The organism is Amycolatopsis sp. NPDC104863, assembly GCF_055582965.1.
Genome location: NZ_JBVJOW010000009.1, coordinates 171,112 through 196,872, shown reverse-complemented (window position 1 = coordinate 196,872; position 25,761 = coordinate 171,112). Strand labels below are relative to the sequence as shown.

General features: G+C 73.3%; 29 protein-coding genes. 8 read left to right on the top strand and 21 right to left on the bottom strand.

Translation table 11 applies throughout. The annotated features are described in order from the left end of the window. Window positions 1-38: 38 nt before the first annotated feature. A complete protein-coding gene (locus ACZ63J_RS39565; protein ID WP_465399343.1) occupies window positions 39-1,028 on the bottom strand; it encodes a DHH family phosphoesterase in 990 nt (329 codons plus the stop codon). A gap of 25 nt (window positions 1,029-1,053) precedes the next feature. On the opposite strand from ACZ63J_RS39565, the gene ACZ63J_RS39560 reads away from it, so the two are divergent. Beyond that, entirely contained in the window at window positions 1,054-2,085 is a 1,032-nt protein-coding gene (locus ACZ63J_RS39560) for a TRM11 family SAM-dependent methyltransferase (protein WP_465399344.1), read from the top strand. A gap of 12 nt (window positions 2,086-2,097) precedes the next feature. On the opposite strand, the gene ACZ63J_RS39555 is transcribed toward ACZ63J_RS39560, so the two are convergent. Together ACZ63J_RS39555 and ACZ63J_RS39550 are read right to left on the bottom strand one after the other, a co-directional pair. Continuing rightward, on the bottom strand, window positions 2,098-3,246 hold the full coding sequence (locus tag ACZ63J_RS39555) for an SPFH domain-containing protein (RefSeq protein ID WP_465399345.1): 1,149 nt from the start codon (window positions 3,244-3,246) through the stop codon (window positions 2,098-2,100). 20 nt (window positions 3,247-3,266) lie between these two features. After that, the gene (locus ACZ63J_RS39550) at window positions 3,267-3,506 is read right to left on the bottom strand and encodes a hypothetical protein (RefSeq protein WP_465335123.1); all 240 of its coding nucleotides are present in this window, start codon (window positions 3,504-3,506) and stop codon (window positions 3,267-3,269) included. Window positions 3,507-3,679: 173 nt separating this feature from the next. Between ACZ63J_RS39550 and ACZ63J_RS39545 the strand changes: the two genes are divergently transcribed. Then, window positions 3,680-4,222: a TetR/AcrR family transcriptional regulator gene (locus ACZ63J_RS39545; protein WP_465335122.1), complete on the top strand. Its 543-nt coding sequence runs from the start codon at window positions 3,680-3,682 to the stop codon at window positions 4,220-4,222. Beyond that, window positions 4,219-4,833, top strand: a complete 615-nt coding sequence (locus tag ACZ63J_RS39540) for a class I SAM-dependent methyltransferase (RefSeq protein ID WP_465399346.1) — start codon at window positions 4,219-4,221, stop codon at window positions 4,831-4,833. The genes ACZ63J_RS39545 and ACZ63J_RS39540 overlap by 4 nt, the downstream gene beginning before the upstream one ends. Here the strand turns inward: ACZ63J_RS39540 and ACZ63J_RS39535 are convergent. The 7 genes from ACZ63J_RS39535 to rimP form a co-directional block, all read right to left on the bottom strand. After that, window positions 4,825-5,649 carry an alpha/beta hydrolase gene (locus ACZ63J_RS39535; RefSeq protein ID WP_465399347.1) on the bottom strand — a complete coding sequence of 275 codons (825 nt, stop codon included), beginning with the start codon at window positions 5,647-5,649 and terminating at the stop codon, window positions 4,825-4,827. The genes ACZ63J_RS39540 and ACZ63J_RS39535 overlap by 9 nt on opposite strands. Before the next feature lie 3 nt (window positions 5,650-5,652). After that, window positions 5,653-6,129, bottom strand: coding sequence for a 30S ribosome-binding factor RbfA (gene rbfA, locus ACZ63J_RS39530; protein ID WP_465399348.1), 477 nt, complete (start codon window positions 6,127-6,129; stop codon window positions 5,653-5,655). Between the two features lie 9 nt (window positions 6,130-6,138). Beyond that, window positions 6,139-6,432 carry a DUF503 domain-containing protein gene (locus ACZ63J_RS39525; protein WP_155545954.1) on the bottom strand — a complete coding sequence of 98 codons (294 nt, stop codon included), beginning with the start codon at window positions 6,430-6,432 and terminating at the stop codon, window positions 6,139-6,141. 70 nt (window positions 6,433-6,502) lie between these two features. After that, a complete protein-coding gene (gene infB, locus ACZ63J_RS39520) occupies window positions 6,503-9,499 on the bottom strand; it encodes a translation initiation factor IF-2 (RefSeq protein WP_465399349.1) in 2,997 nt (998 codons plus the stop codon). Window positions 9,500-9,576: 77 nt separating this feature from the next. Further along, window positions 9,577-9,861, bottom strand: a complete 285-nt coding sequence (locus ACZ63J_RS39515) for a YlxR family protein (RefSeq protein WP_465335110.1) — start codon at window positions 9,859-9,861, stop codon at window positions 9,577-9,579. 110 nt (window positions 9,862-9,971) lie between these two features. Further along, on the bottom strand, window positions 9,972-11,018 hold the full coding sequence (gene nusA / locus ACZ63J_RS39510; RefSeq protein ID WP_465399350.1) for a transcription termination factor NusA: 1,047 nt from the start codon (window positions 11,016-11,018) through the stop codon (window positions 9,972-9,974). Continuing rightward, window positions 11,015-11,557 carry a ribosome maturation factor RimP gene (gene rimP, locus ACZ63J_RS39505; protein ID WP_465399351.1) on the bottom strand — a complete coding sequence of 181 codons (543 nt, stop codon included), beginning with the start codon at window positions 11,555-11,557 and terminating at the stop codon, window positions 11,015-11,017. The genes nusA and rimP overlap by 4 nt, the downstream gene beginning before the upstream one ends. Window positions 11,558-11,676: 119 nt before the next feature. Here rimP and ACZ63J_RS39500 point away from each other — a divergent pair, with 119 nt between their 5' ends. Further along, window positions 11,677-12,606, top strand: coding sequence for a ferritin-like domain-containing protein (locus ACZ63J_RS39500; protein ID WP_465399352.1), 930 nt, complete (start codon window positions 11,677-11,679; stop codon window positions 12,604-12,606). Window positions 12,607-12,647: 41 nt separating this feature from the next. Here ACZ63J_RS39500 and ACZ63J_RS39495 read toward each other — a convergent pair whose 3' ends face one another. The 7 genes from ACZ63J_RS39495 to ACZ63J_RS39465 all read right to left on the bottom strand — a co-directional run bounded on the left by ACZ63J_RS39495 (window position 12,648) and on the right by ACZ63J_RS39465 (window position 19,502). Beyond that, window positions 12,648-13,277, bottom strand: a complete 630-nt coding sequence (locus tag ACZ63J_RS39495) for a hypothetical protein (RefSeq protein ID WP_465399627.1) — start codon at window positions 13,275-13,277, stop codon at window positions 12,648-12,650. A gap of 79 nt (window positions 13,278-13,356) precedes the next feature. After that, window positions 13,357-14,367 carry an aminotransferase class V-fold PLP-dependent enzyme gene (locus tag ACZ63J_RS39490; RefSeq protein ID WP_465399353.1) on the bottom strand — a complete coding sequence of 337 codons (1,011 nt, stop codon included), beginning with the start codon at window positions 14,365-14,367 and terminating at the stop codon, window positions 13,357-13,359. 39 nt (window positions 14,368-14,406) lie between these two features. After that, window positions 14,407-15,171, bottom strand: a complete 765-nt coding sequence (locus ACZ63J_RS39485) for an isocitrate lyase/PEP mutase family protein (RefSeq protein WP_465399354.1) — start codon at window positions 15,169-15,171, stop codon at window positions 14,407-14,409. 9 nt (window positions 15,172-15,180) lie between these two features. Beyond that, the gene (locus ACZ63J_RS39480) at window positions 15,181-16,656 is read right to left on the bottom strand and encodes a PH domain-containing protein (protein WP_465399355.1); all 1,476 of its coding nucleotides are present in this window, start codon (window positions 16,654-16,656) and stop codon (window positions 15,181-15,183) included. After that, a complete protein-coding gene (locus tag ACZ63J_RS39475) occupies window positions 16,653-17,150 on the bottom strand; it encodes a PH domain-containing protein (protein ID WP_465399356.1) in 498 nt (165 codons plus the stop codon). Before ACZ63J_RS39475 ends, ACZ63J_RS39480 begins: the two co-directional genes overlap by 4 nt. 232 nt (window positions 17,151-17,382) lie before the next feature. Then, entirely contained in the window at window positions 17,383-18,036 is a 654-nt protein-coding gene (locus tag ACZ63J_RS39470) for a GOLPH3/VPS74 family protein (protein WP_465399357.1), read from the bottom strand. 11 nt (window positions 18,037-18,047) lie between these two features. Then, window positions 18,048-19,502 (bottom strand): ArnT family glycosyltransferase, encoded by a 1,455-nt coding sequence (locus tag ACZ63J_RS39465; protein WP_465399358.1) that lies wholly within the window; start codon window positions 19,500-19,502, stop codon window positions 18,048-18,050. A 168-nt stretch (window positions 19,503-19,670) separates the two neighbouring features. Between ACZ63J_RS39465 and ACZ63J_RS39460 the strand changes: the two genes are divergently transcribed. Both ACZ63J_RS39460 and ACZ63J_RS39455 read left to right on the top strand, forming a co-directional pair. After that, window positions 19,671-20,909: a sensor histidine kinase gene (locus ACZ63J_RS39460; RefSeq protein WP_465399359.1), complete on the top strand. Its 1,239-nt coding sequence runs from the start codon at window positions 19,671-19,673 to the stop codon at window positions 20,907-20,909. Next, entirely contained in the window at window positions 20,884-21,534 is a 651-nt protein-coding gene (locus ACZ63J_RS39455) for a response regulator (RefSeq protein ID WP_465399360.1), read from the top strand. The genes ACZ63J_RS39460 and ACZ63J_RS39455 overlap by 26 nt, the downstream gene beginning before the upstream one ends. Here the strand turns inward: ACZ63J_RS39455 and ACZ63J_RS39450 are convergent. From ACZ63J_RS39450 to ACZ63J_RS39435, 4 genes are all read right to left on the bottom strand, one after another. Further along, a complete protein-coding gene (locus ACZ63J_RS39450; RefSeq protein ID WP_465399361.1) occupies window positions 21,489-21,947 on the bottom strand; it encodes a hypothetical protein in 459 nt (152 codons plus the stop codon). The two genes, ACZ63J_RS39455 and ACZ63J_RS39450, sit on opposite strands and share 46 nt — an antisense overlap. 26 nt (window positions 21,948-21,973) lie before the next feature. Further along, a complete protein-coding gene (locus ACZ63J_RS39445; RefSeq protein WP_465335511.1) occupies window positions 21,974-22,345 on the bottom strand; it encodes a winged helix-turn-helix transcriptional regulator in 372 nt (123 codons plus the stop codon). A gap of 40 nt (window positions 22,346-22,385) precedes the next feature. Next, complete coding sequence (locus ACZ63J_RS39440; protein ID WP_465399628.1) at window positions 22,386-22,961, bottom strand: TetR/AcrR family transcriptional regulator; 576 nt, start codon at window positions 22,959-22,961, stop codon at window positions 22,386-22,388. A 66-nt stretch (window positions 22,962-23,027) separates the two neighbouring features. Continuing rightward, complete coding sequence (locus tag ACZ63J_RS39435; protein ID WP_465399362.1) at window positions 23,028-23,468, bottom strand: SRPBCC family protein; 441 nt, start codon at window positions 23,466-23,468, stop codon at window positions 23,028-23,030. A gap of 23 nt (window positions 23,469-23,491) precedes the next feature. On the opposite strand from ACZ63J_RS39435, the gene ACZ63J_RS39430 reads away from it, so the two are divergent. Both ACZ63J_RS39430 and ACZ63J_RS39425 read left to right on the top strand, forming a co-directional pair. Then, a complete protein-coding gene (locus ACZ63J_RS39430; protein WP_465399363.1) occupies window positions 23,492-24,022 on the top strand; it encodes a TetR/AcrR family transcriptional regulator in 531 nt (176 codons plus the stop codon). 10 nt (window positions 24,023-24,032) lie between these two features. After that, window positions 24,033-25,757, top strand: coding sequence for a CocE/NonD family hydrolase (locus tag ACZ63J_RS39425; protein WP_465399364.1), 1,725 nt, complete (start codon window positions 24,033-24,035; stop codon window positions 25,755-25,757). The last annotated feature ends 4 nt before the right edge of the window (window positions 25,758-25,761 follow it).

Here is a 25,761-nt window from a genome sequence, read left to right as displayed (position 1 = left end):
CTAACCGCCGCCACCGACAGTTCCGGCTGACGGGAATCTCACAGCAGCGGCGCCCGCTCCAGCGCATCCCGCAGTCCGGCCAAGACCTCCTCGGCGCTGCCCGCGATCGTGCAGCCCGCGGCCTGCCGGTGCCCGCCGCCGCCGAACTCCGACGCCACCGCCGAGACGTCGATTCCGATCGAGCGCAACGAGATCTGCCACTGCGCCGGGTTCGTCACGTCCTGTTTGAGCACCGCCGCGACGGCGGCCTCGCGCACCGAACGGACGACGTCGATCACCGACTCGACTTCTTCGCCCCGCACTGTGCGCGCCTCGTCGACGCGGACCACCGCGTGCACAAAACCCTTGCCCTGCGCGGCTTCCGGCTCCAGCTCGGCCTCGCGCAAGACGGCCGACAGCATCGGCAGCCACGTGAACGGCCGCTCGTCGACGATCCGCCGCACCACCGCTTCGGCGTCGACGCCCGCCTCCAGCAGCCGCGCCGCCATCCGGTGCGTTTCGGGACTCGCCCGCCGGAAACCACTCGTGTCGGTGACGATCCCCGCGTAGATCCCGCGCGCGATCGGCTCGTCGAGGGTGACGCCCATCTCGTCCAGGATCCGGAACACCAGGATCGCGCTGGCCTCGGCGGTCTCGTCGACGACGTTGCAGCCGCCGTAGCACGTGTTGGTCGCGTGGTGGTCGATGACCAGCACCGACCCGGCGAGCTCGACCCGCCCGGCCAGCCGGCCCAGCCGCTTCGGCACCGGCGTGTCGACGCAGACCAGCAGCGCCTCGGTGTCCGGCAGGTCGTCCGGGTGGGTGAGCAGGCCGTCCTCGTCGAGCCACCGCAGCGTCTCCGGCGCCTCGTCGGGCTCGCCGAAGGAGACGCGCACCTTCGCGCCGCGCTGGCGCAGCGCCCGGCCGAGGGCGAGGGCGCTGCCGAGGGCGTCCGCGTCCGGGCGGACGTGGCCGAGCACGGTCACGTCGGTGGCCGACCGCAGCAGCGCCGCCGCGTCGCGGATGTCCTGCGCCAAAGTAGGGGTCACGGTGCGTCACGCTACGCTCTGCGGGATGCCTGAGTACGTGATCCTGGTCCACCCGTCCGCCAACCGGGTCTACGCCGCCTCCGCGCCCGCGCTGCTGCGGGCCGAGCTGGCGGTGTTCGGCGCGGCGCTGTCGGCCGAGCTGTCCGGGATCGAGGACGTCGAGCTCGGCGGGGTCGGCTACGTCCGGTTCACCAGCTCGGCGGCGCTCGGCGAGCCCGACATCGCGCTGCTGTCGAACCTGTCTTCGCTCTACGCGCTGTTCGAGCTGGGTGACGGCGTCCTTCGTCCGGTCACCGTGACACCGCTGGCGAAGGCCGGCTCGGACCTGCTGACCATCCTGAAGTACGCCGGCAAGACCAACGAGTCGTTCACGAAGCTCCTGCTGAACGTCACGCTGCTGGCCACCGCGGATCCCTTCGGGGACAAGCCGAAGTACCTGCTCGACCCGCTGTGCGGCCGCGGCACCACGCTCAACCAGGCGATCATGTACGGCCTACACGCCACCGGCCTGGACGTCGACGCCAAGGACTTCGAGGCCTACGAGGCGTTCATCAAGACGTGGCTGCGGAACAAGCGTGTCAAGCACACCGCCGACTCGGGACAGCTGCGGCGCAACAAGGTCCGCCTCGGGCGCCGGCTCGACATCGAGTACGCGCTGGACAAGGAAGACTACAAAACCGGCGACACCCGCAAGCTCACCTACTTCCAGGCCGACACGCTCACCACCGACGAGGTGCTGCGGGCGAACTCGTGCGACGTGATCGTCACCGACGCGCCGTACGGCGTGCAGCACGGCAGCCACCGCGAAGCCGGTCTGCAGCGCAGCCCGCGTGACCTGCTGGCGGCGGCCGTCCCGGTGTGGACGCGGGTGCTGCGCCCGGGCGGCGCGCTCGGCATCTCCTGGAACACCACCGTCCTGCCCCGCGAAGAGCTCACCGAGGTGCTGCGCAAGGCCGGGCTCGACGTCCGCGAGGGCGGCCCGTGGGCGGAGTTCACCCACCGGGTCGACCAGGCCATCCTGCGTGACCTGGTCGTCGCGGTGAAGCCCGCCTCCTGAGTCGACAAAGCGCTACTGGGTGAGCTCACCCTTCACCGGCGCCTGCCCGTTCTCCTCCGGCGCCCCGGCGGGCTCGGGCGGCGGGGTGCTCAGCCCGCGCTTCACCGAGTCCAGAATGGACAGTCCCTGGCCGACGAGCCCGGCGGCCATCTCGCCCAGGCCGTCGGCGCCGTTGAGGATGTTGACGTTCGCGCCGGCCAGCCCGCGCCCGGCCTCCTTGACGATCATCGGCAGCTGGTCGATGAGCATCCGGTCGAGCGCGACGCGGTTGTTCGACGCCGCCGCCTCCGCCTGCACGCGCATCTTCTCCGCGTCGGCCAGCGCGAGGATGCGGATCCGCTCGGCCTCCGCGTCGGCCGGCTTGATCACCTCCGCCACCAGCTGCTGCTGCCGCAGCTCGGCCTCACGCTGGGCCAGCTCGGTCCGCGCGTCGATGACCTCCTGCTGCGCCTTGGCCTGCGCGAGCGGCCCGGCCTGGGCGGCCTGCGCCTGGGCCGCCTCGACCTCGGCGCGGTAACGCGCCTGCACGATCGACGTCTGCCGGGCGTACTCCGCCTGCGTCCGCTGCGACTCCTGCTCGGCCTCGGCCGCGGCCTTGTTCGCGACGGCCTGGGCGATCTGGGCGTCCCGCTGGATCGCGGCGTTGTGCGGCGCGGCCATCGCCGCGATGTAGCCGAGCTTCATGTCGTCGATCGACTGGATCTGCAGCGCGTCGACGGACAGGCCGATCTTCGCCATCTCCACCGCCGAGCCGTCCAGCACCTCGGTGGCGAGCTTCTGCCGCTCGGTAATGATCTCCTCGACCGTCATCGACCCGATGATCGAGCGCAGGTGCCCGGAGAAGATCCGGCCGGTCAGCACCGACATCTGGTCCTGGTCGGAGAGGAAGCGCTGCCCGGCGTTGACGATGCTCTCGGTGTCGTTGCCGACCTTGAACGCGATCACCGCCCGCACGGTCAGGGCGATCGCCTGTTTCGTGACGCACACTTCGGTCACTTCGGCCTCACACATGGAAAGCGTGAGGAACCGGACTTTCCGGAAGACCGGCATGACAAACGCGCCGTGACCGGTGACGACCCGGAACGGCGACGAACCCTTGCTGCTCTTGCCGCCCGAAATCAGCATGGCCTCGTTGGGGGCCGGAACGCGGTAACCGAACATCGACTGTCCTTAGACGAACACTAGGAAGGGGGTTCTGGCGTGGACTCCGGGACGTCCCACGCCACGACGTCGACCGTGCGCCGGCCCCGGGTTTCGACGACCAGGACGGTCGTCCCCTTCGGCAGCTCCGTGTCGGACCAGGCGAGGAAGGTTTCCAACCCGCCCCGGATCCTGATCAGCACCTCCCCGGGCCCCCGCTGCCCGCGGGTGCCGACCAGGAGGACTCCGGTGCGGCCCGACGGCGAAAGGTCGGAATGCATGTGCCGGCCTCCTCGCCCCGTCCGCCTCGACGCGGGGCATCCCCCGCTCACCCATTGTGCTCCCGGTCGGCGGGGCGGTGCGGCACTGTGAGGTTCCGATCAGGAGGCAACCGGACGGGCCGCCCGCGCGTGCGGAGCCTGGGAGGGGCGTCGGTTTGGCTATAATCCGGGCCGTGACGGTCGAGCAACGCCCCCTGCGCGCGGACGCCCGGCGCAACCGGGAGGCGCTGGTCGCGGCGGCGCGCGAGGTGTTCGGGGCCAAGGGCGTGGACGCCCCGCTCGACGAGATCGCCCGCCGCGCCGAGGTCGCGATCGGCACCCTCTACAACCGGTTCCCGACGCGGGCCGACCTCGTCGAGGCCGCGTTCCTGCCGACGCTGGAGGAAGCGCGGGCGGTCGCCGACGAGGCGCTCGCCGTCGACGATCCGTGGGACGGTTTTGTGCTCTTCCTCGAACGGTCGGTCCTGATGCAGGTGTCCGACCGCGGCTTCACCGAGATCTGCTCGCGGGCCTTCGACCCGGCGTCCGGGCTGGAGAAAGCCAAGCAGGACAACGCTTCCCGGATGAACCGGATCATCACCCGGGCCCAGGAGGCCGGGGCGCTGCGGCGGGACTTCCGCGGCGAGGACCTGGCGATCGTGTTCGCCGCGGCGACGGCGACCCCGGACTGGCGGCGCGCGCTCGGCATGGTCCTGGACGGGCTGCGCGCCCGATGACCTGGCTCGCGGACACCCGCGCGTCCTACGACACGGTGGCGGAGAACTACGCCGAGTTCGTGGCGGACGCCCTCGAGAAGCACCCGCACATGCGCGCGGCGCTCTCGGTGTTCGCCGCGCAGGCCGACGGGCCGGTGGTGGACGTCGGCTGCGGTCCCGGGCACTTCACCGCGCACCTGGCCGGGCTGGGGGTCGACGCGTCCGGCGTCGACCTGTCCCCGGCGATGGTCGGCCTGGCCCGGCGGAACCACCCCGAGCTGCGGTTCGAGGTCGGCTCGATGACCGACCTCGCCCTCCCGGACGCGTCCGTCGCGGGGGTGCTGGTGTTCTGGTCGCTGATCCACGTGCCGGACGCCGAGGTCCCGGTGGCGCTGGGCCAGTTCCGGCGGGTGCTGCGCCACGGCGGCCGGCTGGTGATCGGCTTCCACGTCGGCGACGAAACCCGGCTCAAGACCGAGGGGTACGGGCACCCGATGCGGGTCAACGTCCACTTGCGACAGCCGGCGCACCTGGCCCGGTGGCTGCGGAACGCGGGGTTCACCGTCGACGCCGAGTGGCGGCTGAACCCGGGAGCCGAGGTGCCCCAGGCGATTCTCTTCGCGTCACGCTAGCCGCCGGCCGACGAACTTCAGCACGTCCGGCAGGATGCCGCGCCAGTACTCGTCTTTGTGCCCACCGGGGGAAAACCGGGACACGGCCGGGGAAACCGCCTTCACGAGCTTGCGGTCCGCGCCCAGGAACGGGTCGGACTCCCCGCACCAGACGCCGAGCGCCTCCGGACGCAGCTCACCGGGGTGCAGCAAGGGTTCTTCCGCGCGCCAGTTGTCCTCACCGGAGAACACCTTGCGGCTGCGGGCATCCGGCCAGCTGACGAACAGCGCCGCGCTCGCCGTGGCCACCGCCTTCAGGTCCGGGTGGGAGCGGGCGAACCGGAGCGCGCCGAAGCCGCCCATCGAAATGCCGAGCACCGCCGACGCCGGACGCAGGTCGCGGGCGGTCAGCCAGCCCGGGAGCTCCTCGGTGAGCATGCGCTGCGGGTCGTCCCCGGACCCGACGTCCACCCAGTAGTGGTCACCGTCGACCGCGGCCACGGCGAACGGCGGGGCGCCGGCGCGCACGGCCGCCGTCAGCAGGTCCGGGACGCCCAGTTCGAGGAAGGTTCGCGCGCGGGCGCCACGGCCGTGCAGGGCCAGGCACACCGGCAGCCCCGACGCCGGAACCCCGGCGGGGGTGATGAGCACGAGGTCGACGTCGGCGCCGCGGGCCGCCGACCGCATGCGCTGGACCGTCACCAGGTCGCGAGGCGCGGTCGGCCGGGACGGCGCGGGCACCGCGGCCGGGCCGGGCGGCGGCCCGGACTGGGCGGTCGAGCAGCCCGCCAGCAGCGTCAGTGCGCTGCCGGCGAGCAGGCCGCGGCGGGAGAGCACGGGTCAGCCCCGGCTCTCCTCCTCCGCGAACTCGTCGTCTTCGGCCTCTTCGCGAGGCGCCTTGTACGGGTCGGGTTCGCCCGCGTGCTGCGCGCCGGCCGAGCGGCGCGCGACCTCCGCGTCGGCCTCACGGGCCTTCGCGAGCAGGTCCTCGATCCGCTTCGACTCCTCGGGAATCGTGTCCGCGACGAACGTCAGCGTCGGCGTGTAGCGGACCCCGGTGCCCTGCCCGACCTTCGTGCGCAGCATCCCGCGCGCCGATTCGAGCGCGGCGGCCGCGCCGGCGAAGTCCGGCACCGAGTCCAGCTTCTCGCCGAGCACCGTGTAGTACACCGTGGCGTCGTGCAGGTCGCCGGTGACCTTCGTGTCCGTGATGGTCACGTAGTCCAGCCGGGTGTCCTTGACCTCGTGCTCGATCGCGGACGCCACGATCTGCGAGATCCGCTTGGCGAGCTTGCGAGCCCGAGCAGGATCAGCCATGTCTCTCTCCTAGTCTTCCGGACCGAGCAGCCGGCGGCGTGCGGTGAGCAGCTCGAACTCCGGTCTGCTCGCCACGTACCGCTCACACGAGTCGAGCACGTCGCGCACGTGCTCGCCACCTTCGGCGACCACGGCCACCCCGATGAGGGTCCGCCGGTGCAGGTCGGTGTGACCGGCTTCGGCCACCGACACGGCGAAGCGCTTGCGCACCTCGGCCAGCACCGGACGGACCACGGATCGCTTCTGCTTCAGCGAGTGAACGTCACCGAGCAGGATGTCGAGCTCGAGGGCTCCGACGAACATAAGCAATTTTGGTGGTGTAGTAGGGAAACACCGGGTGTGCGCGAGAACGCACACCCGGTGTCGAACTTCCTTACGCTCGCGGCTTCTCGCGCTGCTCGTACGTCTCGATCTGGTCGTCGACCTTGATGTCGCCGTACGAACCGAGCGTCAGACCGCACTCGTAGCCCTCGCGGACCTCGACCACGTCGTCCTTGAACCGCCGCAGCGAGCTGATCGGCAGGTTCTCCGCGACGACAGTGCCGTCGCGCAGCAGCCGGGCCCGCGCGTTGCGCCGGATCTCGCCGGACATGACCAGGCAACCCGCGATCGTGCCGATCTTGGAGGACTTGAAGACCTCGCGAACCTCCGCGCGGCCCAGCTCGACCTCTTCGTACTCCGGCTTGAGCATGCCCTTGAGGGCCTGCTCGATCTCGTCGATCGCCTGGTAGATGACCGTGTAGTACCGGACGTCGACGCCCTCGCGGGTGGCCCGCTCGGTCGCCTTGCCCTGGGCGCGGACGTTGAACCCGAGGACGATCGCGTCGGACGCGGTCGCCAGGTCGATGTCCGACTCGGTCACGCCACCGACACCGCGGTGGACCACGTTCAGCTCGACCTCGTCGCCGACGTCCAGCTGGAGCAGCGAGGCTTCGAGGGCCTCGACCGTACCCGAGTTGTCACCCTTGATGATCAGGTTGAGGCTGTTCGTCTCCTTCAAGGCGGAGTCGAGGTCCTCGAGGCTGACCCGCTTGCGGCGCGACGCGTTGAGCGCGTTCCGCGTGCGAGCCGACCGGCGCTCGGCGATCTGCCGGGCGACGCGGTCCTCGTCGACCACCAGGAAGGTGTCACCCGCACCCGGCACCGAGGTGAACCCGATGACCTGGACGGGACGCGACGGGAGCGCCTCGGTGACGTCGACGTTGTGCTCGTCGACCATCCGGCGGACGCGGCCGTAGGCGTCACCCGCCACGACCGAGTCACCGACGCGCAGCGTGCCGCGCTGGACCAGGACGGTGGCCACCGGGCCGCGGCCGCGGTCGAGGTGCGCCTCGATCGCGACACCCTGGGCCTCCATGTCCGGGTTGGCCCGGAGGTCCAGAGCGGCGTCGGCGGTCAGCAGGATCGCCTCGAGCAGGCCGTCGATGTTGATGTTCTGCCGCGCGGAGATCTCGACGAACATCGTGTCGCCGCCGTACTCCTCGGCGACCAGGCCGTACTCGGTCAGCTGCTGCCGGATCTTGTCCGGGTTCGCGCCTTCCTTGTCGATCTTGTTGATCGCGACCACGATCGGGGCCTTGGCGGCCTGAGCGTGGTTGATCGCCTCGACCGTCTGCGGCATCACACCGTCGTCGGCCGCCACCACGATCACCGCGATGTCGGTCGAGTTGGCGCCACGGGCACGCATGGCGGTGAACGCCTCGTGGCCCGGGGTGTCGATGAAGGTGATCAGGCGCGGGTTGCCCTCGAGCTCGGTCTCGATCTGGTACGCACCGATGTGCTGCGTGATGCCGCCGGCCTCGCTCTCGCGGACCTTCGTCTTCCGGATCGTGTCGAGCAGGCGGGTCTTACCGTGGTCGACGTGACCCATGATGGTCACGACCGGCGGCCGGACCTGCAGGTCCTCTTCGCCACCCGCGTCGTCGCCGTACGTGATGTCGAACGTCTCCAGCAGCTCGCGGTCCTCCTCCTCGGGGGACACGACCTGGACGACGTAGTTCATCTCGCCGCCGAGCAGCTCGAGGATGTCGTCGGACACGGACTGCGTCGCGGTGACCATCTCGCCGAGGTGGAAGAGCACCTGCACCAGCGAAGCCGGGTTGGCGTCGATCTTCTCGGCGAAGTCGGTCAGCGAAGCACCCCGCGGCAGCCGGATCGTCTCGCCCTGGCCCTTGGGCAGGCGGACGCCGCCGACGCTGGGCGCCTGCATGTTGTCCATGTACTCCTGGCGCTTCTGCCGCTTCGACTTGCGGCCCTTGCGCGAGGGACCACCCGGGCGCCCGAAGGCACCCGCGGTGCCGCCACGGCCACCGGGGCCACCACGGCCACCGCCGCCGCCGCGGAAACCGCCGCCACCGGCCGGGGCGCCGCCACCGGGGCCGCCGCCACCCGGACGGAAGCCGCCGCCGCCACCGCCGCCACCGGGACCGCCGCGGAAGCCACCGCCGCCGCCACCGCCACCGGGACCGCCGCGGAAACCGCCGCCGCCGCCACCGGGACGACCGCCGCCGCCACCGGGGCCGCCACGGGCGCCGCCACCGGGTCCACCACGAGCGCCGCCACCGGGACCGGCGGGACGCTGCGTGCGGCCCGGCATCATGCCGGGGTTCGGCCGCGGGGGCATGTTGCCCGGGCTCGGCCGGTTGCCACCGGCGCCACCGCCGGGACGCGGAGCCGGGCGGTCACCGCCGCCACCGGTGCCACCGGGACGCGGCGGGCGGTTGTCGCCGCCCTGACCGCCACCGGGGCGCGGGCCCTGCGGGCGCGGCGGGGCGCCGGAACCGACGCCGAACGGGTTGTTGCCGACCCGCGGGGTGCGCGGACCGGGCTTGGGACCGCCGGGCTTGGGGCCCTGCGGCTTGGGCGGGACGACCGAACCGGTGTTGCCCGCCGAGGCGGCCGGGGCCTCCTGCTTGGGCGCGGCCGGGGCTTCGGCCTTCGCCGCCGGGACCTGCTCCTGCGGAGCGGGCGCGGGCGGACGCGGACCGGGCCGGGGGCCGGGACCCGTCGCGGGACGCGAACCGGAGCTCGCGGCCGGCTTCGAAGCCGGGACCTGCTGCTGCGGAGCGGGCGCGGGGGCGGCCTTCGCCGCCGGGGCCTGCTGCTGCGGCGCGGGCGCCGGGGGCTTGGGCGCGGGAGCGCCCGGCTTGGCGGCCGGGGGCCCGGGACGGGCCGACGGACCGGGGGTCGGCGCCGGCTTCTTGGCGCCCTTGGGGGCGTACGCGTCGCGAAGACGGCGGGCGACGGGCGCCTCGACCGTGGACGACGCGGACTTGACGAACTCGCCCTGTTCCTTCAACTTCGCGAGAACGTCCTTGCTGGTGATGCCGAGCTCCTTTGCGAGCTCGTGTACGCGGGCCTTGCCTGGCACAGCTCTCCTCATCTAGGGGAGGCCAGGCGGGGACCCGCTGACCTCGTCCTTATCGTCGCGCGTTCATGGCTTCAGCTTCACGGCTGACTCATGACGGGTCGACCTGCTTCCTTGGTTCCTCGCGAAGCCGGGAACGTCCCGGCTTCGTGGTGCGTAGTGGTGCGCCCGACGTGCTCGCGGACCTCGCGGGCGTCGAGCGCCCCGGGAGCCCGCAAGGCTCTCGGGAAGGCTCGCCGCCGTTCGGCCTTGGCCAGGCAGTCCGGGTCGGGGTGCAGCCAAGCTCCCCGGCCCGGCAGCCGCCGACGCTCGTCGACGACCACCCGCCCGGCCACCGCGACCACGCGCAGCAGCTCACCGATCAATGCCCGCCGCTTGCAACCGACACAAGTCCGCACCGGAGCGTTCCGGTGGGGCTGGTGCTCGGCTACCCGCCGCGGGCGTTGAACCACTCCTGAGTCTAGCGCTTCGACCTTCACTCAGCCGAACCGGTTGTCGCGGCGGGCCGCGACGGACGGGCGTGGTCTTGATCACCCTCGTCGTCCACCGGTGCGGCGTCGCTGCGGATGTCGATCCGCCAGCCGGTCAGACGGGCGGCGAGGCGGGCGTTCTGGCCCTCCTTGCCGATCGCCAGCGACAGCTGGAAGTCCGGCACCACGACGCGAGCGGTCTTGGCCCGCTCGTCCACTACTCGGACGGAAACAACCTTCGCGGGCGACAGCGCATTCCCGACGAAGCGGGCCGGGTCGTCGGAGAAGTCGATGATGTCGATCTTCTCGCCGGCCAGCTCGCTCATCACGTTGCGCACGCGGGCGCCGACCGGGCCGATGCACGCGCCCTTGGCGTTGACCCCCGGCACCGTCGACTTGACCGCGATCTTCGTGCGGTGCCCGGCCTCGCGCGCGACGGCGGCGATCTCCACCGTGCCGTCGGCGATCTCGGGCACCTCGAGCGCGAAGAGCTTGCGCACCAGGTTCGGGTGCGTGCGCGAGAGCGTGATCTGCGGGCCGCGGTTGCTGCGCGCCACCGTGACGACGTAGGCCTTGATCCGGCTGCCGTGCTCGTAGGACTCCCCCGGCACCTGCTCGCCCGAGGGCAGCACGCCCTCGGTGTCGCCCACCTGGACCACGACCATGCCGCGCGCGTTGGCGCGGGCGTCGCGCTGGATGACACCGGCGACGATCTCGCCCTCCTTGGTGGAGAACTCGCCGAAGGTCTTCTCGTGCTCGGCGTCGCGCAGCCGCTGCAGGATGACCTGGCGCGCGGTGGTCGCGGCGATCCGGCCGAACCCCTCGGGGGTGTCGTCCCACTCCTCGTCGGTCTCGCCGTCGTGGGTCAGCGTGCGCGCGAGCACGCGCACCAGGCCGGTCTTGCGGTCGATGTCGATGCGGGCGTGCGGCTGGTGGCCCTCGGTGTGCTTGTACGCGGTGAGCAAGGCCGTCTCGATGGCCTCGATCACCGTTTCGAAGGGGATGTCCTTGTCCCGTTCGATCGCCCGCAACGCGGCGATGTCGACGTTCACTTCGACCCCTTCTCCGTCTCGGCCTGACCGGCGCCGATCATGCCGGACGCGTCGTCTTCCAACAGCTTCAGGTCCTCGGCGGGCGGCTGCTTGAACTCGATCTCCACGACCGCCTTCGCCACGTCGGCGTAGCGGACGTCGCGGAGCTTGCCGCCCTCGAGGACGCGGGCGGCGTCCTCGCCCGCGTGACCGACCCGGCCCACGAAGGCCGCGCCTTCGGCCGGGGTGACCTTCACCAGGCGGAACCGCGCGCGGCGCCAGTGCCGCTGCTGGGTCAGCGGCCGGTCGAGGCCCGGCGAGGTGACTTCCAGCGTGTACGCGCTCGCGAGCACGTGGTCGTTCTCGTCGAGCGCCGCGGAGACCGTGCGGCTGATCTCGGCGACCTCGTCCAGCCCGATCCCGTCGTCGGAGTCGACGACGACCTTGACCAGCTGCCGCCGGCCGGCCTGCTGCACCTCGAAGGAGTCGAGGTCGAAACCCGCGGCGGTGACGGCTTCGGCCACTATCGGCTGAAGCCGGCTGGCGAGTTCTCCTGGCACGTGGGGCTCTCCTTGTTCGGGTCCGGGCGTTCGGGTCGGTGGTGGACCAGCTTATCCGGTCGCCCCCTCGGCACGCGCGAGCGGCGGGGGCGGCCCGGGGCCTGGCAGGATGGGCCGACGTGACCGGAAGACCGACCGACCTGACCCGTCGAGCCGCCCTCCGCGCGGGGGCGCTGGCCGCGCTGGCCGTCCCCCTGGCCGCGTGCGGGCCCGGCTACGACGAAAGCCCCGACCCGCTGCAGCCGCTGCTGGCCGCCGCCGAGGCGGACGCCGCCGCCGCGCGGGCGCTGGCCAAGGGCGCCGACGCCGAAGCCGCGGGCCAGCTGGCCGACGCCCGCGCGGCGCACGCGGCCGCGCTGAAGTCCGAAGTGGACCGGCTCAACCGGCCCCGGACGTCGGCCGCGCCGCCGCCCGCGCCCGCGGCCCTGAGCGAGCTGAAGGCGCGGCTGGCGACCGCGCGCAAGCAGGCCGAAGACCTCGTCGGCGGGCTGCCCCGCTACCGCGCCGGCCTGGTCGCGGCGGTGGCGGCGGGCTGCGCGGCGCTGCAGCGCACGGCCCCCGCGCTCGGCCCCGGCGAGGACGCCCCGGCGCTCACCGGGTCCGGCGGCGCCGTGCCCGCAGAGGCCGTCGACCCGCTGCAGGTCGCGCTCGCGGCCGAGCACGCGGCGGTCTGGGTGTACGGCCTGGTCGGCGCGTTCCTGCCGGCCGACTTCGGGGACGCCGAGAAGAGCGGCGCCGCCGAGCACGCCCTGCGCCGTGACCTGGTGCAGACGATGCTCGCGGCGTCCGGAGCGACCCCGGTGGCTCCTGAGGCGGCGTACGTGCCGAAGAAGCCGGTGACGGACTCGGCGTCGGCGGCCCTGGTGGTCGCGACGGCCGAGGCGGACTGCGCGTCGGCCTGGCTCGCGGTGGTGAACCACACCGACGACGCGGGCCTGCGGACCACGGCGCTGCACGCGCTGGTGGCGGCTTCGCGGCGCGGGACGCCGTGGCGGTCCGAGGCGGGCGAGAAGCCGGTGGCGATCGCCATGCCCGGCCAGGCGAGCTGAGCCCGGCCCCCGAGCGCCTCCGAGGGGGCGCTCGGGGCGGGTCAGCCCTGGAGCTCGGCGGACAGGCGGAGGGCGTCGTCCGCGATCTTCTCGATCAGGTTCTTGTCCGTGTGCTTGTCGTAGAAGTCGGCCAGCACGATCGTCGTGCTCGTGCCCTCGACCTTCGACGAGTAGGCCGAGTTCTTGCCGCTCACGCTGGGGGCGCCGCCGCCGGTGTAGGTCTTGTCCCGCACCAGGTCCGTGACGTTGCCGGTGTCGTCCTTGTCGGTCAGCGTCTTGAGCGCCTTGGCCTTCGTCGAGTCCGGCATCCCCACCACGACCACCGACACCAGCGCCTTCGCGCCGCCGGCCTCCGTCGTGTACAGCGCGCGGGCCAGCGACTGGCACGGCGTGTCCTGGAAGAACTTCTGGGTCTGGCCGTAGGCCTTCGCCGTGCAGTCGTTGACGCGGTCCGGGCCGGCGACCTTGGTGAACTGGTACTGCCCGGTGCTCTTGGCCGGCGGCTGCGCGACCGGCTCCGCCGGCGTCGAGTCGTGCCGGATCAGGAACCAGAGCAGGCCGGAGACGACGGCGATCGCGACCAGCCCGGCGCCCCTGAGCAGCAGGGACCGGGTGTCACGCGCCGGCGGGCCCGGCGCCGGCGGGCGGGGCTGCGGGGGAACCGCGCCCAGCGGGGCCGTGTCGGACGGGCCTGGGGTGAAATGCGCACCAACCACGGGGCCATACGGTAGTTCACCGGCTCGGCGGCGTTCACTCGAATGCGTGTAAGACGCGTTCGACGTCGTCAGCGGTGTTGTAGAGGTGGAATCCGACGCGCACCCGGCCGCCCCGCACGCTCGAGACGATCCCGGCCGCCGCGACCCGCTCCGGGTCGGCGTCGAGCGCCACGATCGCGGTGCCGCGCGGCGGCAGGCCGAGCTTCTCCAGCAGCAGGTCGGCCAGACCCGTGTTGTGCGCCCTGACCTGCATGAGGTCGAGCCCGCCGAGGTACTCCAGCGCCGCCGCGGCGCCGACCTGGGCGAGCCAGACCGGCGAGAGGTCGAACGCGCGGGCGTCGCGGGCCAGGCGCAGCGGCAGGCCGTAGACCGTGGTCCACGGGTCCTCCCCGGCGTACCAGTTCGCCGCGACCGGCCGCGTGCGCTGCCGGGCATCCGGGCGCACCGCGAGCCACGCGCTGCCGCGAGGCGAGAGGAGCCACTTGTACCCCGCCGCGACGACCCAGTCCGCCCAGGCGACGTCCAGCGGCAGCCAGCCGACTGCCTGGGTCGCGTCGAGCAGGACGGCGGCCCCGGCGGCTTCGGCGGCCGCGCGCAGCGCCGGGAGGTCCACGATCCGGCCGTCGGCGGACTGCACGACGCTCACCGCGACGACGTCGTGCCCCTCGACCCGCTCGGGCAGCAGTTCGAGGGGCACTTCGGTGATCGAGACGTCCTGCGCCGCGAATGGGAAGGTCACGCTGGTGAAGTCGCCTTCGGCGGCGAGCACGCGGGTGCCGGCGGGCAGCGCGGCGGCGACGTTCGCCACCAGCTGCGAGACCGACGCGCCGATCGCGACCCGCCCGGGGTCGACCCCCAGCAGCCGCGCGAACCCCGCCCGCGACCGCGCGACGTGCTCGTCGAAGTCCCCCGGCCGGTTCGCGCCGGTCCGCCAGCGGTCGACCGACTCGGCCACCGCGGCGGCCACCGGCGCGGGCGGGACGCCCACGCTGGGGGTGTTCAGGTAGCCGGGCGGGACGGCGAAGTCGCTTCCGAAGGCGTGCATGTCCTGAGCGAAGCAGACCGGGGCAAGCCGATTACGGATTCACGGGAGCAGCGCGGTGACGTCGGCGTAGCTCGGCGGGCTCAGCGGCAGCTCCCGGCCGTCCCGCACCGCCGACGCCGTCTCGGCCGCCGCCGCGAGCGCCATCCGGTACGGCAGCGACCCCAGGCTGACCCGGGCGACGCCCAGCTCCGCCAGCCCGGCGAGCGTCACCTTCCCGGGCAGGAACAGCAGGTTCACCGGCAGGCCCACGGCGACGATCCGCTCGACGTCGGCCGGGTCGGCCAGGCCGGGCACGAAGACGCCGTCCGCGCCCGCCGCCGCGTACGCGCGCACCCGCGTCTCCGCTTCGGCCACCGAGCGGTCACCCGCCCAGTGCGTGTCGGTCCGGGCGTTGACGAACAGCCCCGGCACGCGCTCCTTCACCGCCGTGACCAGCGCGGACTGGACGTCGGCGGCGGCCAGGGAGCCGTCGGCCCGGCCGTCTTCGAGGTTGACGCCCACCGCGCCCGCTCCGGCCAGCTCCTCGGCGAGGTCGGCCACCGCGGCGGGGTCCGCGCTGAAGCCGTCGGCGATGTCGACGCTGACGAGCGCGTCCAGCCGGGCCAGGCGCGCGGCCAGCGCGACGGTCGTGTCCCGCGTCGACGGCGCGCCGTCGGGCTCCCCCGCCGCGGCCGACACCCCGAGGCTGGTCGTGCCGAGGGCGCGAAAGCCCTGGGCGGCGAGGAAGGCGCCGACGCCGAACTCCCACGCGTTCGGCAGCAGCAGCGGGGACCCGGGGACGTGCAGGGCACGGAATTCGTCCATGCCCCGAACCTAGGCCCGCGACGCTTCGGCGGCCGCCGAAGCGAACGGCGTCAGCAGCCCGGGCACGGCCGCCTCGGCGAACTCCAGTCCTTCGCCGGCGCCGGCGTCCCGGATCGAGTAGGCGCCGGATCCCGCCGCGGTGGTCGCGGTGAACGTCGCCAGCCCGCGGCGGCGCTGGAAGACCGACTGCTTGACCGTCCAGCCGATGACGCCTTCGCGCGTCAGCACGACCGTGCCGCGCCGGACTGTCCCGCAGCGGCTGACCAGGTGCGCGTCGGTCAAGCCGTGGCCGAGGTTGCGGTAGGCGTCCAGGGCCAGGACCACGGCCACCGGCAGCGTGACCACCGCGAGCGCCCCGCCGAGGACCAGCAGGACGTCGGTGAGCAGCACCCCGAGCACCAGCAGGACGAGCACCGGCGCGAGCGCGGTCAGCAGGGCCCAGCGCAGCCGCCGCCCGCGCGCGGCCGGCGGGTGCGGCACGAGCCGGACGTCCTCGAGCACCGGCTCGCCCAGCACCCGCGCCGCGACGTCGTGCGCGACGGCCCGCGGGGCCGGGGGCAGGAGCGTCTTGTTGTCGGTCTTGTCGTCTTCACGCTGTTTCATGCCCGTGGCGACGGCGTCGACGCGCGCGGCTCCCGCAAGCCGGGCCCCGAGCGGCTCGACGAGCTCGACTCCGCGCAGCCGCCGCTCTTCGAGCGTGGTCGAACGGGTCGTGAGCAGGCCGCGGCGGACGCGCAGGGTGCCGCCCGGCTCGCGCTCCAGCCGGTAGTGCCACCACATCTCGACGAACAGCCCGGCCGCGCCCGCCGCGCCCGCGACGACCGCGAGCGCCAGCAGGAGCAGGATGCTCACGGCGAGCGGCAGCTCACCGAACAGCGTCAGGAGCCAGTGCAGCAGCCCGCCGCCGGCGCCGAACCAGTCGGCGACCTTGAACAGCGCGCCGAACCCGGCCAGCCCGAGCGCGGGCGCGACGAAAGACACTGGCGCGTAACGGATCCAGCGCGGGTCGAGTGTCGCGAGTGGACCGTCCAGCGGCGTCGTCGCGACTCGGTGCAGCAGCTCGGAGCGCAGCGCTTCGGCGTCGGCGCGGGCCAGCGGCGCGAGCGTGATGCGGCCCTGGCCGGACCGCTCGTGCTGCCCGGTGCCGATGCTCAGCACGGCGACGCCCAGCGCCCGGTGCAGCGGGTTGGCCGTCAGGTCGACGGTGCGGACGCGTTCGCGCGGCAGGGACTTGCGCGTGTGGACGACGAACCGGAACTCGACCTCGAGGCGTTCGGCGGTGCGGCGGAACCGCGTGTGGCGCCAGCGGACGAGGTCGGCCAGCACACCCCCGCCGACGAGCAGGACCGCGCCCGCGGCCAGCCACGGGAGCGCCGGGAGCCCGGCGCCGATGAGCGTCGGGACCGCGGCCGAGAAGGAGACGCCGGCGAGCAGGAGCGCGGTGACGCCGAGGGTGCGGCGGTCGAGCCGGCGCCACTCGCTCACGTCGCGTCCCCGGGCGTGGCGTCGGTGCGTTCGGTCAGCCGCTCGGCGACGTCGGCCGCGACCTGCGCGTCGAGCCCGCGCAGCCGCACCGCGCCGCGCGCCGACGCCGTGGTCACGGTGACGGTGGCGAGCCCGAAGCGCTGCTGCAGCGGCCCGCGCAGCGTGTCGACGGTCTGCACGCGCGAAAGCGGCGCCACGCGCCACTCCTGCCACAGGAACCCCGAACGCACGTAGACGGCGGTGTCGGTGACCTCCCAGCGGTGCAGGCCGAACCACCAGACCGGCAGCACGGCGCACCACGCCACGCCGACGAGCGCGACCACCGCGGCGGGCACGAGCAGCCAGACCGCGGCCGGCGGGATCAGCAGCCCGAGCAGCGCGAGCACGACGACCGCCGGCGCGAAGCCGAGCGCCCACTGCCAGCGCCACCACGTGATCGCACGGCGGTCGAGCGCGTGGCGCGGCGGCCTGAGTTCCACGATTCTGGTCGGCACCGGACCCCCCCGAAGCTGATGACATGGCGACCGCATCGTAACCGCGCGGGCCGGCGCCGTGCCGAGACCACTTAGGCAGTGTCCACAGTGGACTATCGCGACCCGGACGGCGGTGCACCGGTGACCGAGGGAGCCCCCTCGCCTCCCTCGGTCACCGGAACCGGCCCCCACGCCGTGTCGTCCGTCCAGGCACGCGTGTCGTCCGTTCAAGCACGCGTGTCGTCCGGACCGGTCAGCCGCCACCGCCGCCGGAGCTCGCCGCGATCGATGCGCTGCGGGCCGAGTTCAGCTCGCGGATCACCTTGCGCAGGGCCGGGACCGTCGCGCCCGTCTGCTCCGCCAGCGTCGCGATCCGGTCCTTGTGCGCCCGCCGTTCGCGGCGCGGCAGCACCGTGCCCAGCTCCACCGTCCCGGCCAGCGCCGTCAACGCCGCGACGTCCGACGGCACCGGCGCGTCACTCGCCAGCGCCGCCGCCACCTGCTGACGCAGCCGCTCCACCGCGGCGCGGTCGGCGACGACCGGACGGCGGCGCGGGAACAGCCCCAGCACGCGGGACGTCCGCATCGTGAGCACCCCCGCCGCGTCGAGCTGGGTTTCCAGCGACCGCAGCGTCTCGCGGGCGTCGCGGCGGACCCAGGCGCGCCACTTGCGGTGCGGGTCGGCCGCCAGCTCGGCCAGCAGGTCGTCGAGCACCAGGTGGCCGGTGCCGCCGGCGCCGGTGACCACCGGCCGCCCGTCGCCGTCGGCGACCAGGCCGCGCAGCACCAGGTCGGTCAACGCCGCGGCGCGCACCAGCAGCGCGACGCGCTCTCGGTCGGGCAGCCGGTCACGCCCGGTGTCGCAGGCCAGCAGGTAGGCCCGGGCGGGCAGGGACAACGTGCTCATCTCGCTCCTTCTCATTGCCGCTTCAGCGCGGGCCAGATCCGCGACCAGGGCGCCGTCCGCCCGTCGTACTCCCACACCAGCCCGTCGACCAGCTTCGTCTCGTGCGCGAAGTACGGCCGCAGCAGCCCCGGGTCGAACCCGGCGAACAGCACCGCGTCGGCCGACTCCGGCGGCGGGCCGAAGTACCAGTACGCCCGGTGTCCACTGTAGACGCGCTGGATGCCGTACGGCGCACCGTAGAACTCCGTCACCGCCGCGAACGGGTAGATTTCGGCGTACACCGCGGTCCGCGCCCGCGCCTCGGGCGGCAGCGCCGCGTAGGTCTGCCCGATCGCCTTCGCCAGCTCCTGCTGCGGCAGCTCCCCCTGCGCGAACGCGCTGCCGAGCGAAAACGGCCCGAAGGACGTCCGCGTCGTCGAAGCCGGCCACACCGGCAGCGCGACGAGCGTGACCACCGCCGAGAGCACGAACGCCGGCCAGGCCACGGCCTTCCACCAGCCGGCCAGGTTCCGCCGGGTCAGCTCGGTCGCCGCCGCCGCGAACGGAACGGCGTAACAGCCCATCAGGTAGTAGGACCGCCCCTGCGTCGCGACCACGGCGAGCGCCACCAGGACCAGCGCGACCCCGAGGTACCGGTACGGCCGCAGCTCCGGCGACCGCAGCAGCCGCCAGACGCCGTACAGCAGCGCCAGCACGCCGACCCCGATGCCGGCGCCGAGCAGCCCGTCGCGCACCCAGGCGCCGTACCCCGGGAACTCCGCGGCGACGACTTCACTCATGTGGGTGTACGGCCAGCCGTGCGTGGCCTGCCAGACCAGCGTCGGCACGGTGACGGCGACGGCGATCGCGGCGCCCAGCCAGAGCTTCGGGCGCCGGAGCAGCTCCCGCGGCCCGAACACCAGCGCGGCGAGCAGCACCGCGGCCCACAGCGCGGGGATCAGGAACTTCGTCTCCAGCGACACCGCCGTCACGACGCCGGCCCAGACGAGCAGGCCGTCGCGGCGGGTGCGGGTCCAGCGGACGAGCAGCCAGCCCACGACCGTCCACAGGAACGGGTCCAGCACGTAGGTCCCGATCCAGTGGCTGACGATGACGATGCTGGACGTCGCATAACACGCCGCCGCCATCGCCTGGGCCGCGCGGCCGCCGCCGAGCTCGCGGGCGATCAGCGCCGTGACGACGACCCCGGCGGCCGCGGCGAGCGTCATCGGCAGCCGCAGCACGACCAGCGAGCCCGGCGCGAGCCAGTCCATCAGCGCCGCGAGCGCCGGGATGAGCGGTGGCTGGTCGAAATACCCCCAGCTCAGGTGATTTCGACCAGCCACCAGGAAGTAGAGCTCGTCGAACCCGCCGGCGTAACGCCCGCTGGTGAGGAGCAGCGCGAGCCCGGCCAGCCCGGCGATCACCAGGACCGGGGCGCGGGCGAACGCCACCCGCGTCGCGGGTCGCGTTTGGACAGTCACCACGATGGCCTCCCTCGCTTGTGGTGGTCCCACTCCACCGGATCGGGGCCCCCGGCCGTAACCGGGCAAGGAAGGTCGTCGCGGCGACAAAAGTTGCGCACCGGCGCGGCGGTGCGCAACTTTGGTTGCGCATCCGGCGCGGCGGCTTCGGCGAGCGGCTACCGTGACCGCGTGACCAGCACCCGGAGGCCGTTGTGGCCGAGCCGCGCGGACGCCTTCTGGCTGTTCCTCGCGGCGTTCGCGTTCGCGGGGCTGAACGTCCTGCTGTACGCGCTGGGCGAGGTCACGACCGGGCCGCTCGGCCCGGCGGCCGGCCTGGTGCTGCAGGTGGCCTGCGACCTCTCGCTCGTGCTGATCTTCCGGTTCCCGCTGCAGGTGGCCTGGTCGCTGGTCGTGGTGGCGGTCGCGATGCTGGCGTCCGACCTGTTCGCGCCCGGCCTGCTGGTGGCCGCGCACCCGCTGGCCCTGACGACGGTGCCGACCATCACCCCCGTCGTGCTGACGCAGCTGGCGCGGGTGCTCGACCGGCGGACCGTGCTCTGGGTGGCCGGGGCCCTCACGCTGATCGCGGCCCGGCCGTGGGTGCCGAGCTGGAGCACGACGCCGTTCGCGGTGCTCAGCACGACGTTGCCGGCGATGCTCGGGCTGTACGGCGAGGCGCGGCGGCAGCTGCTCAAGTCGTTGCGGGACCGGGCGGAACGCGCCGAGCGCGAGCAGCACCTGCTGGCCGAGCAGGCCCGCGCGGAGGAACGGCGGCGGCTCGCGGGCGAGATGCACGACGTCGTCACGCACCGGCTGAGCCTGATGGTGCTGCACGCGGGCGCGCTCGGCGTGACGTCGGCCGAGCCGTCCGTGCGGACGGCGGCCGAGGACATCCGGCGTGAGGGCGCGCAGGCGCTGGACGAGCTGCGCGACCTGGTCGGCGTCCTGCGCAACGGCGCCGAAACCGGCGGCGCGCGGACGCTCCGCCCGGAGGAGCCGGGCGACCCGGCGCGGCTGGTCGAGGAGTCCCGCTCGGTCGGGGTGGCGACGGAGCTGGTGGTGGACGGCGACCCGGCGCAGGTGTCGCCGACGGTCGCCCGCACCGCGTACCGGCTGGTGCAGGAGGCGCTGACGAACGTCCGCAAGCACGCGCCGGGCGCGTCGGCGGCGGTCTCGCTGCGCTACCACGCGGGTGGTCTGGACGTTTCGGTGGGCAACACCGCGGCGGCCGGGCCGCCGGACCCGGCGCTGGCGGGCAGCGGTTCCGGGTCGGGCCTGGCGGCCCTGCGCCAGCGCGTCGAGCTGGTCGGCGGCCGGTTCGACGCGGGCCCCGCGCCCGGCGGCGGGTTCCGCGTCGGTGCGATACTGCCCGCCTACGTTCCGACGGCGGAAGGCACGCACAGTGATCCCGGTGCTCGTGGTCGATGACGAGCCGATGGTCTGCGCGCACCTGCGCACGATCCTGGGTTCGGCGGGCGACATCGAGGTGGTGGCCCAAGCCTCCGACGGCGCCGAAGCGGTCGAAGCGGTGGTCCGCCACCGCCCCCGCGTGGTGCTGATGGACCTGCGCATGCCGGGTGTCGACGGCCTGACGGCGATCGCGCGCATCGTCGAGCTCCCGGATCCCCCGGCGGTGGTGGCGCTGACGACGTTCGACGCGGACACGTACGTGATCCGGGCGTTGCGCGCGGGCGCGGCGGGGTTCCTGGTGAAGTCGACCCCGCCGGAGGACCTGATCGGCCTGGTCCGCGTGGCGGCGGACGGCCACACGGTGCTGTCGCCGTCGGCCGCGCGCCGGCTGGTGGCGTTGTCTTCGGACGGACGCGAGCGGTCCGATGACGCGCAGCGGCGGACGGCCGGGTTGACGGAACGCGAGCGGGATGTGCTGGCGTGCCTCGGTGAGGGACTGTCCAATGCGGACATCGCCGTGCGGTTGCATCTGGCTGAGGCGACGGTGAAGAGCTATGTGTCGCGGATGCTCGTGAAGCTGGACTGTGCGAACCGGACTCAGGCCGGGTTGCTGGCGCACGAAGCGGGGTTGGTGGCCCGCTGAGGCCGGCGCCGGGCGACCAGGCGGCTCACGCTCGCCTGGCTGATCCGGGCCTGGCCGGCCACGGTCCGCTGCGACATCCCGAGCCGGACCAGCTCGCAGATCAGCTCGTCACGCCGGCCGGCACACGCCGCCAGGCGGTCCGCGACCCGGCGCAGGCTATGCAGGCCTTCTTCCCGTGTGCGGATCACGACGGCGACGGCCGGCGTGTGCTTGCCGACCAGACGGCTCACCGTCGCCTGGTCGACCCCGGCCCGGCCGGCGACCGCCCGCTGCGGCTCGCCGTACGCGGCCAGCGCGCAGATCAGCCGGTCCCGCTCGTCGGCGAGCAGTTCCGCCTGCCGCAAGGTCACCTGAAGAGCCTGCTGCGTGGCGGCTTCCGGCCCGCTGCCGTCGAGGACGACCGAGATCGACATGAGCGCAGACGATAAGGCACGCCGCGTCAGGCCGATGCGGGAGTGTGCTCCGCGTCGTAGGCCTCACGCGACTCCTGCACCGCCGTCATGTGCTGCCTAGCCCACTGGTCCAGCACCTCGAGCGGCTCCGAAAGGTTGCGCCCCAGAGAAGTCAGCTCGTACTCGACCTTCGGCGGGATCGTCGGGTACGCCGTCCGCGTCAAGATCCCGTCGCGCACCAAGCTCCGCAACGTCTGCGTGAGCACCTTCTGCGAGATGCCGTCCACCCGCCGCCCGATTTCCGTGAACCGCAGGGGGCCGTCCTTCAGGGCTCCGACGATCAGGACCGTCCACTGGTCGCCGATGCGGTCGAGCAGCTGGCGGGTCGGGCAGTTGCGGTCGTACGGGTCCGGCCACACGGCGAGCCTCCTCACTCTCCCGGAGAGAGTAACACGCCGTTCAGGCGGTGGCGGCCATCAATGTCGTGAACAGGATCCGCAGGTGACGGCGGCCGCGCTCCCAGCGGGCCTCCAGCTCGTCCTGGTCGCGGGTGGCCCAGCTCGCGATGAGGATGCCGCGCACCACGTCCATCGCGGTGTACACCGCGTGCAGGAACTCGTGGTGCGCCGCGTGCTCCGGCAGCAGCGCCTTGCCGAACTCCACGAGGCTCGACGTCGCGATCGGCTCGACCTCGGCCATCTGACGGCGCAGCTCCGGGTCCGTGCGCGAGGCGACCCACAGCTCGACCGTCGCCGAGAACACCGGCCCCTGGTGCATCTCCCACATCAGCTGCAGCGCGTCGCCGACCGGGTCGCTGGACGCGCGCAGCCGGTCGAGCTCGGCCATCGCGACCTCGGTGCGCTTCTCCGCCAGGTGCCGGATCGCCGACGTCACCAGGTCGGCCTTCGTCGGGAAGTGGTGCACCTGCGCGCCGCGCGTGACGCCGGCGCGGTCGGCGACGCGGGTGGTCGTCGTGCCCGCGTAGCCGTACTCGACGAGGCAGTCGATCGTCGCGTCGAGCAGCCGGACGCGCATCGCCGCGCTGCGTTCCTCCTGCGTGCGGCCGGTCGATCCTCGTCGTGGCGCTGACATGCGCCTACTTTATGGGGCCACGCGCGCGTCCGTCGCGGCGACCAGCCCGGCGACCACCCGCTTGATGAACACCCCCAGGAACCGCCGGTAGAACCAGCCGGTGCCGGGGATCTTCGCGGTGAACGTCGAGTGCCAGTGGATCTCGGTGCCGCCGTCGGCCGGCGAGAGGTCCACATAGGCGACGTAGTCCCGCAGCGGCAGGCCGTGCTCAAGCGAGTACCCGAACCGCCGGCCGGGGTCCAGCGCGACGATCTTCTCGTACGAGCGCGTGCGCCCGGTGCGGAACAGCCGGACCGCGCCGAGGCCTTCCGGCTCGTCCTCCCCCTCGCTGACCAGCTCGAACGACCCGAGCGGCGACCACCCGGGCCAGCTCGCGCCGTCCCGGAGCAGGGCGTACACGGTGTCGGCGGGCGCGGACGTCCGGCCGCGCACGGAAATGCGTTGTACCATTTGGTACGTGTACCATCTGGTACATGATCGACACAAGCCCGCGCGCGAAGCTGCTCGACGCGGCGATCGACCACATCGCCCACCACGGCGGCGCGGGCAAGAGCCTGCGCGCGCTCGCGGCGGAGCTCGGCACCAGCCACCGCATGCTCATCTACCACTTCGGCTCGAAGGAAGGCCTGCTCACGGCGGTCGCGCGCGAGGTCGAGGCCCGGCAGCGGGCGGCGCTCGCCGACGCCGGCGACGGCCGTGAGTTCTGGCGGCGCCTGACCGCCGACGACCTGCGCGCCAACGAAAAGCTGTTCTTCCAGCTCTACGGCCAGGCCCTGGGCGGCACCCCCGGCACGACCGAGTTCCTCGACGGCGTCGTCGAGGACTGGCTGGGCCCGATCGAAGCCCTGCTCGCGCAGTACGGCGTCCCCGAAGCCGACCGCGCCGCCCACGCCCGGCTCGGCCTCGCCGTCGCGCGCGGGCTGCTGCTCGACCTCGTCACGACCGGCGACCGCGAGGCCGTCGACGCCGCCATGGCGCGTTTCCTGGCGACGTACGAGAAGTGATACTGGCGGCATGCGTCTGACACTGGGGTTCTTGGCCGCACTTCTCCTCACGACCGGGCTCACCCCGGTCGCGTCCGCCGCTGGAAGTGAGCCCGTCCGCGAGACGGCGTGGGTCGAAACCGGCACCGACCACGACCACGACGGCCGGCTCGACCGGGTCGCCGCCGACGTCATCCGGCCCGCCGCGCGCGGGCGCGTCCCGGTGATCCTCGACGTCAGCCCGTACTACGCGTGCTGCGGCCGCGGCAACGAGTCGCAGAAGAAGACCTACGCGCCGGACGGCACACCGCAGCAGTTCCCGCTGTTCCTCGACAACTACTTCGTGCCGCGCGGGTACGCGGTGGTGCTCGCCGACGTCGGTGGCACGAACCGCTCGTCGGGCTGCTTCGACGACGTCGAGAACGGCAACGCCGTCGTGAACTGGCTCAACGGCCGGGCGAAGGCCTTCGACGCACCCGTGGGCGGGCGTCCGGTGAAGGCGGACTGGGCCACCGGCGCCGTCGGCGCGATCGGCAAGTCCCAGGACGGCGCCACCGCGATCGGCATGGCCGCGTCCGGCATCGCGGGGCTCAAGACCGTCGTGCCGATCGAGGGCGTCGCGAACAACTACGCCCAGCTCGTCGCGAACGGCGCACCCCTGGCCACGCCGGAGAACACCGGCTCGGCGTTCACCTACAACGACCGCGCGGCCGAGCTGTGCCAGCCGTTCGAGGCGGACATCAAAGCGCGCGCGGGCACGAACGGCGACTACAACGCCTACTGGCAAAGCGTGAACTACGTGTCGCGGCCGGTTCGCGCGAGCGTGCTCGTCGCGCAGGGTTTCGGCGACAGCGCCGTCGCGCCGAACCAGTTCGCCGGCTGGTGGGACGCGCTCGGCCGCGCCGGCGTCCCGCGCAAGGCGTGGCTGAGCCAGGCCGGGCACGTCGACCCGTTCGACCTGCAGCGCGCGCAGTGGGTCGAGACCCTGGGCCGCTGGTTCGACCGCTGGCTGCTCGGGGTCCGCAACGGCGTCGAGCACGAGCCCGCCGTGCACCTCGAAACCGCGCCCGACCAGTGGACGGACGTCCGGAGCTGGCCGCCCGCGACTGTGTCGACGACGTTCCGGCCCTCGAGCGACGGGACGCTGGGCCGCCGCGGCTCCGGCACGGCGACCGTCGTCGACGACCCGGCGACCGGCCGGGAGCAGTGGGCGGCCGGCGTGTCGGCCGCGGTGTTCACCGGCGCTCCCCTGACGGCGCCGGTGCGGATCGCCGGCTCGCCGTCGGTGACCATCACCGCGTCGTCGGACAAGACCGCCGCGCGGCTCGGGGTCGCGCTCGTCGACTACGGCCCGGCCACCGTCCGGAACACCGCGAACTACGGCAGCGGGATCAGGAACCTGACCACGAAGTCGTGCTGGGGGGTGAGTTTCCCGGGCGACAGCGCGTGCTTCCTGGACACGACCACGGACCTCGCCGCCGTCGACCACCAGATCGTCGCCGCGGGCTGGGCGGACCTCGGGCACCACGCGTCGCTGCGGCACGGCGAACCGCTCGTCCCGGGCCGGGCGTACCCGATGACGTTCACGCTGACCGCGCTCGACCACGTCGTCCCGGCCGGGCACCGGCTCGGCCTGCTGCTCGGCGGAACCGACGGCCAGCTGTTCGACCCGGCGCTGCCGGCGTTGGGCGACACGCTGACGTTCGACCTCGCGCGGACGTCGCTCACCCTCGGCCTTACAAAGCCCGAACACTAGACGG

Bases quoted from the DNA above. Each gene is read 5' to 3' on its own strand.
- ACZ63J_RS39560 (WP_465399344.1), top strand. From the start codon at position 1,054: ATGCCTGAGTACGTGATCCTGGTCCACCCGTCCGCCAACCGGGTCTAC.
- ACZ63J_RS39425 (WP_465399364.1), top strand. From the start codon at position 24,033: ATGCGTCTGACACTGGGGTTCTTGGCCGCACTTCTCCTCACGACCGGG.
- ACZ63J_RS39540 (WP_465399346.1), top strand. From the start codon at position 4,219: ATGACCTGGCTCGCGGACACCCGCGCGTCCTACGACACGGTGGCGGAG.
- ACZ63J_RS39470 (WP_465399357.1), bottom strand. From the start codon at position 18,036: ATGAGCACGTTGTCCCTGCCCGCCCGGGCCTACCTGCTGGCCTGCGAC.
- ACZ63J_RS39440 (WP_465399628.1), bottom strand. From the start codon at position 22,961: ATGCGCGTCCGGCTGCTCGACGCGACGATCGACTGCCTCGTCGAGTAC.
- ACZ63J_RS39450 (WP_465399361.1), bottom strand. From the start codon at position 21,947: ATGTCGATCTCGGTCGTCCTCGACGGCAGCGGGCCGGAAGCCGCCACG.
- ACZ63J_RS39485 (WP_465399354.1), bottom strand. From the start codon at position 15,171: ATGGACGAATTCCGTGCCCTGCACGTCCCCGGGTCCCCGCTGCTGCTG.
- ACZ63J_RS39550 (WP_465335123.1), bottom strand. From the start codon at position 3,506: ATGCATTCCGACCTTTCGCCGTCGGGCCGCACCGGAGTCCTCCTGGTC.
- ACZ63J_RS39525 (WP_155545954.1), bottom strand. From the start codon at position 6,432: ATGTTCGTCGGAGCCCTCGAGCTCGACATCCTGCTCGGTGACGTTCAC.
- ACZ63J_RS39435 (WP_465399362.1), bottom strand. From the start codon at position 23,468: ATGGTACAACGCATTTCCGTGCGCGGCCGGACGTCCGCGCCCGCCGAC.
- ACZ63J_RS39555 (WP_465399345.1), bottom strand. From the start codon at position 3,246: ATGTTCGGTTACCGCGTTCCGGCCCCCAACGAGGCCATGCTGATTTCG.
- ACZ63J_RS39430 (WP_465399363.1), top strand. From the start codon at position 23,492: ATGATCGACACAAGCCCGCGCGCGAAGCTGCTCGACGCGGCGATCGAC.
- rbfA (WP_465399348.1), bottom strand. From the start codon at position 6,129: ATGGCTGATCCTGCTCGGGCTCGCAAGCTCGCCAAGCGGATCTCGCAG.
- ACZ63J_RS39490 (WP_465399353.1), bottom strand. From the start codon at position 14,367: ATGCACGCCTTCGGAAGCGACTTCGCCGTCCCGCCCGGCTACCTGAAC.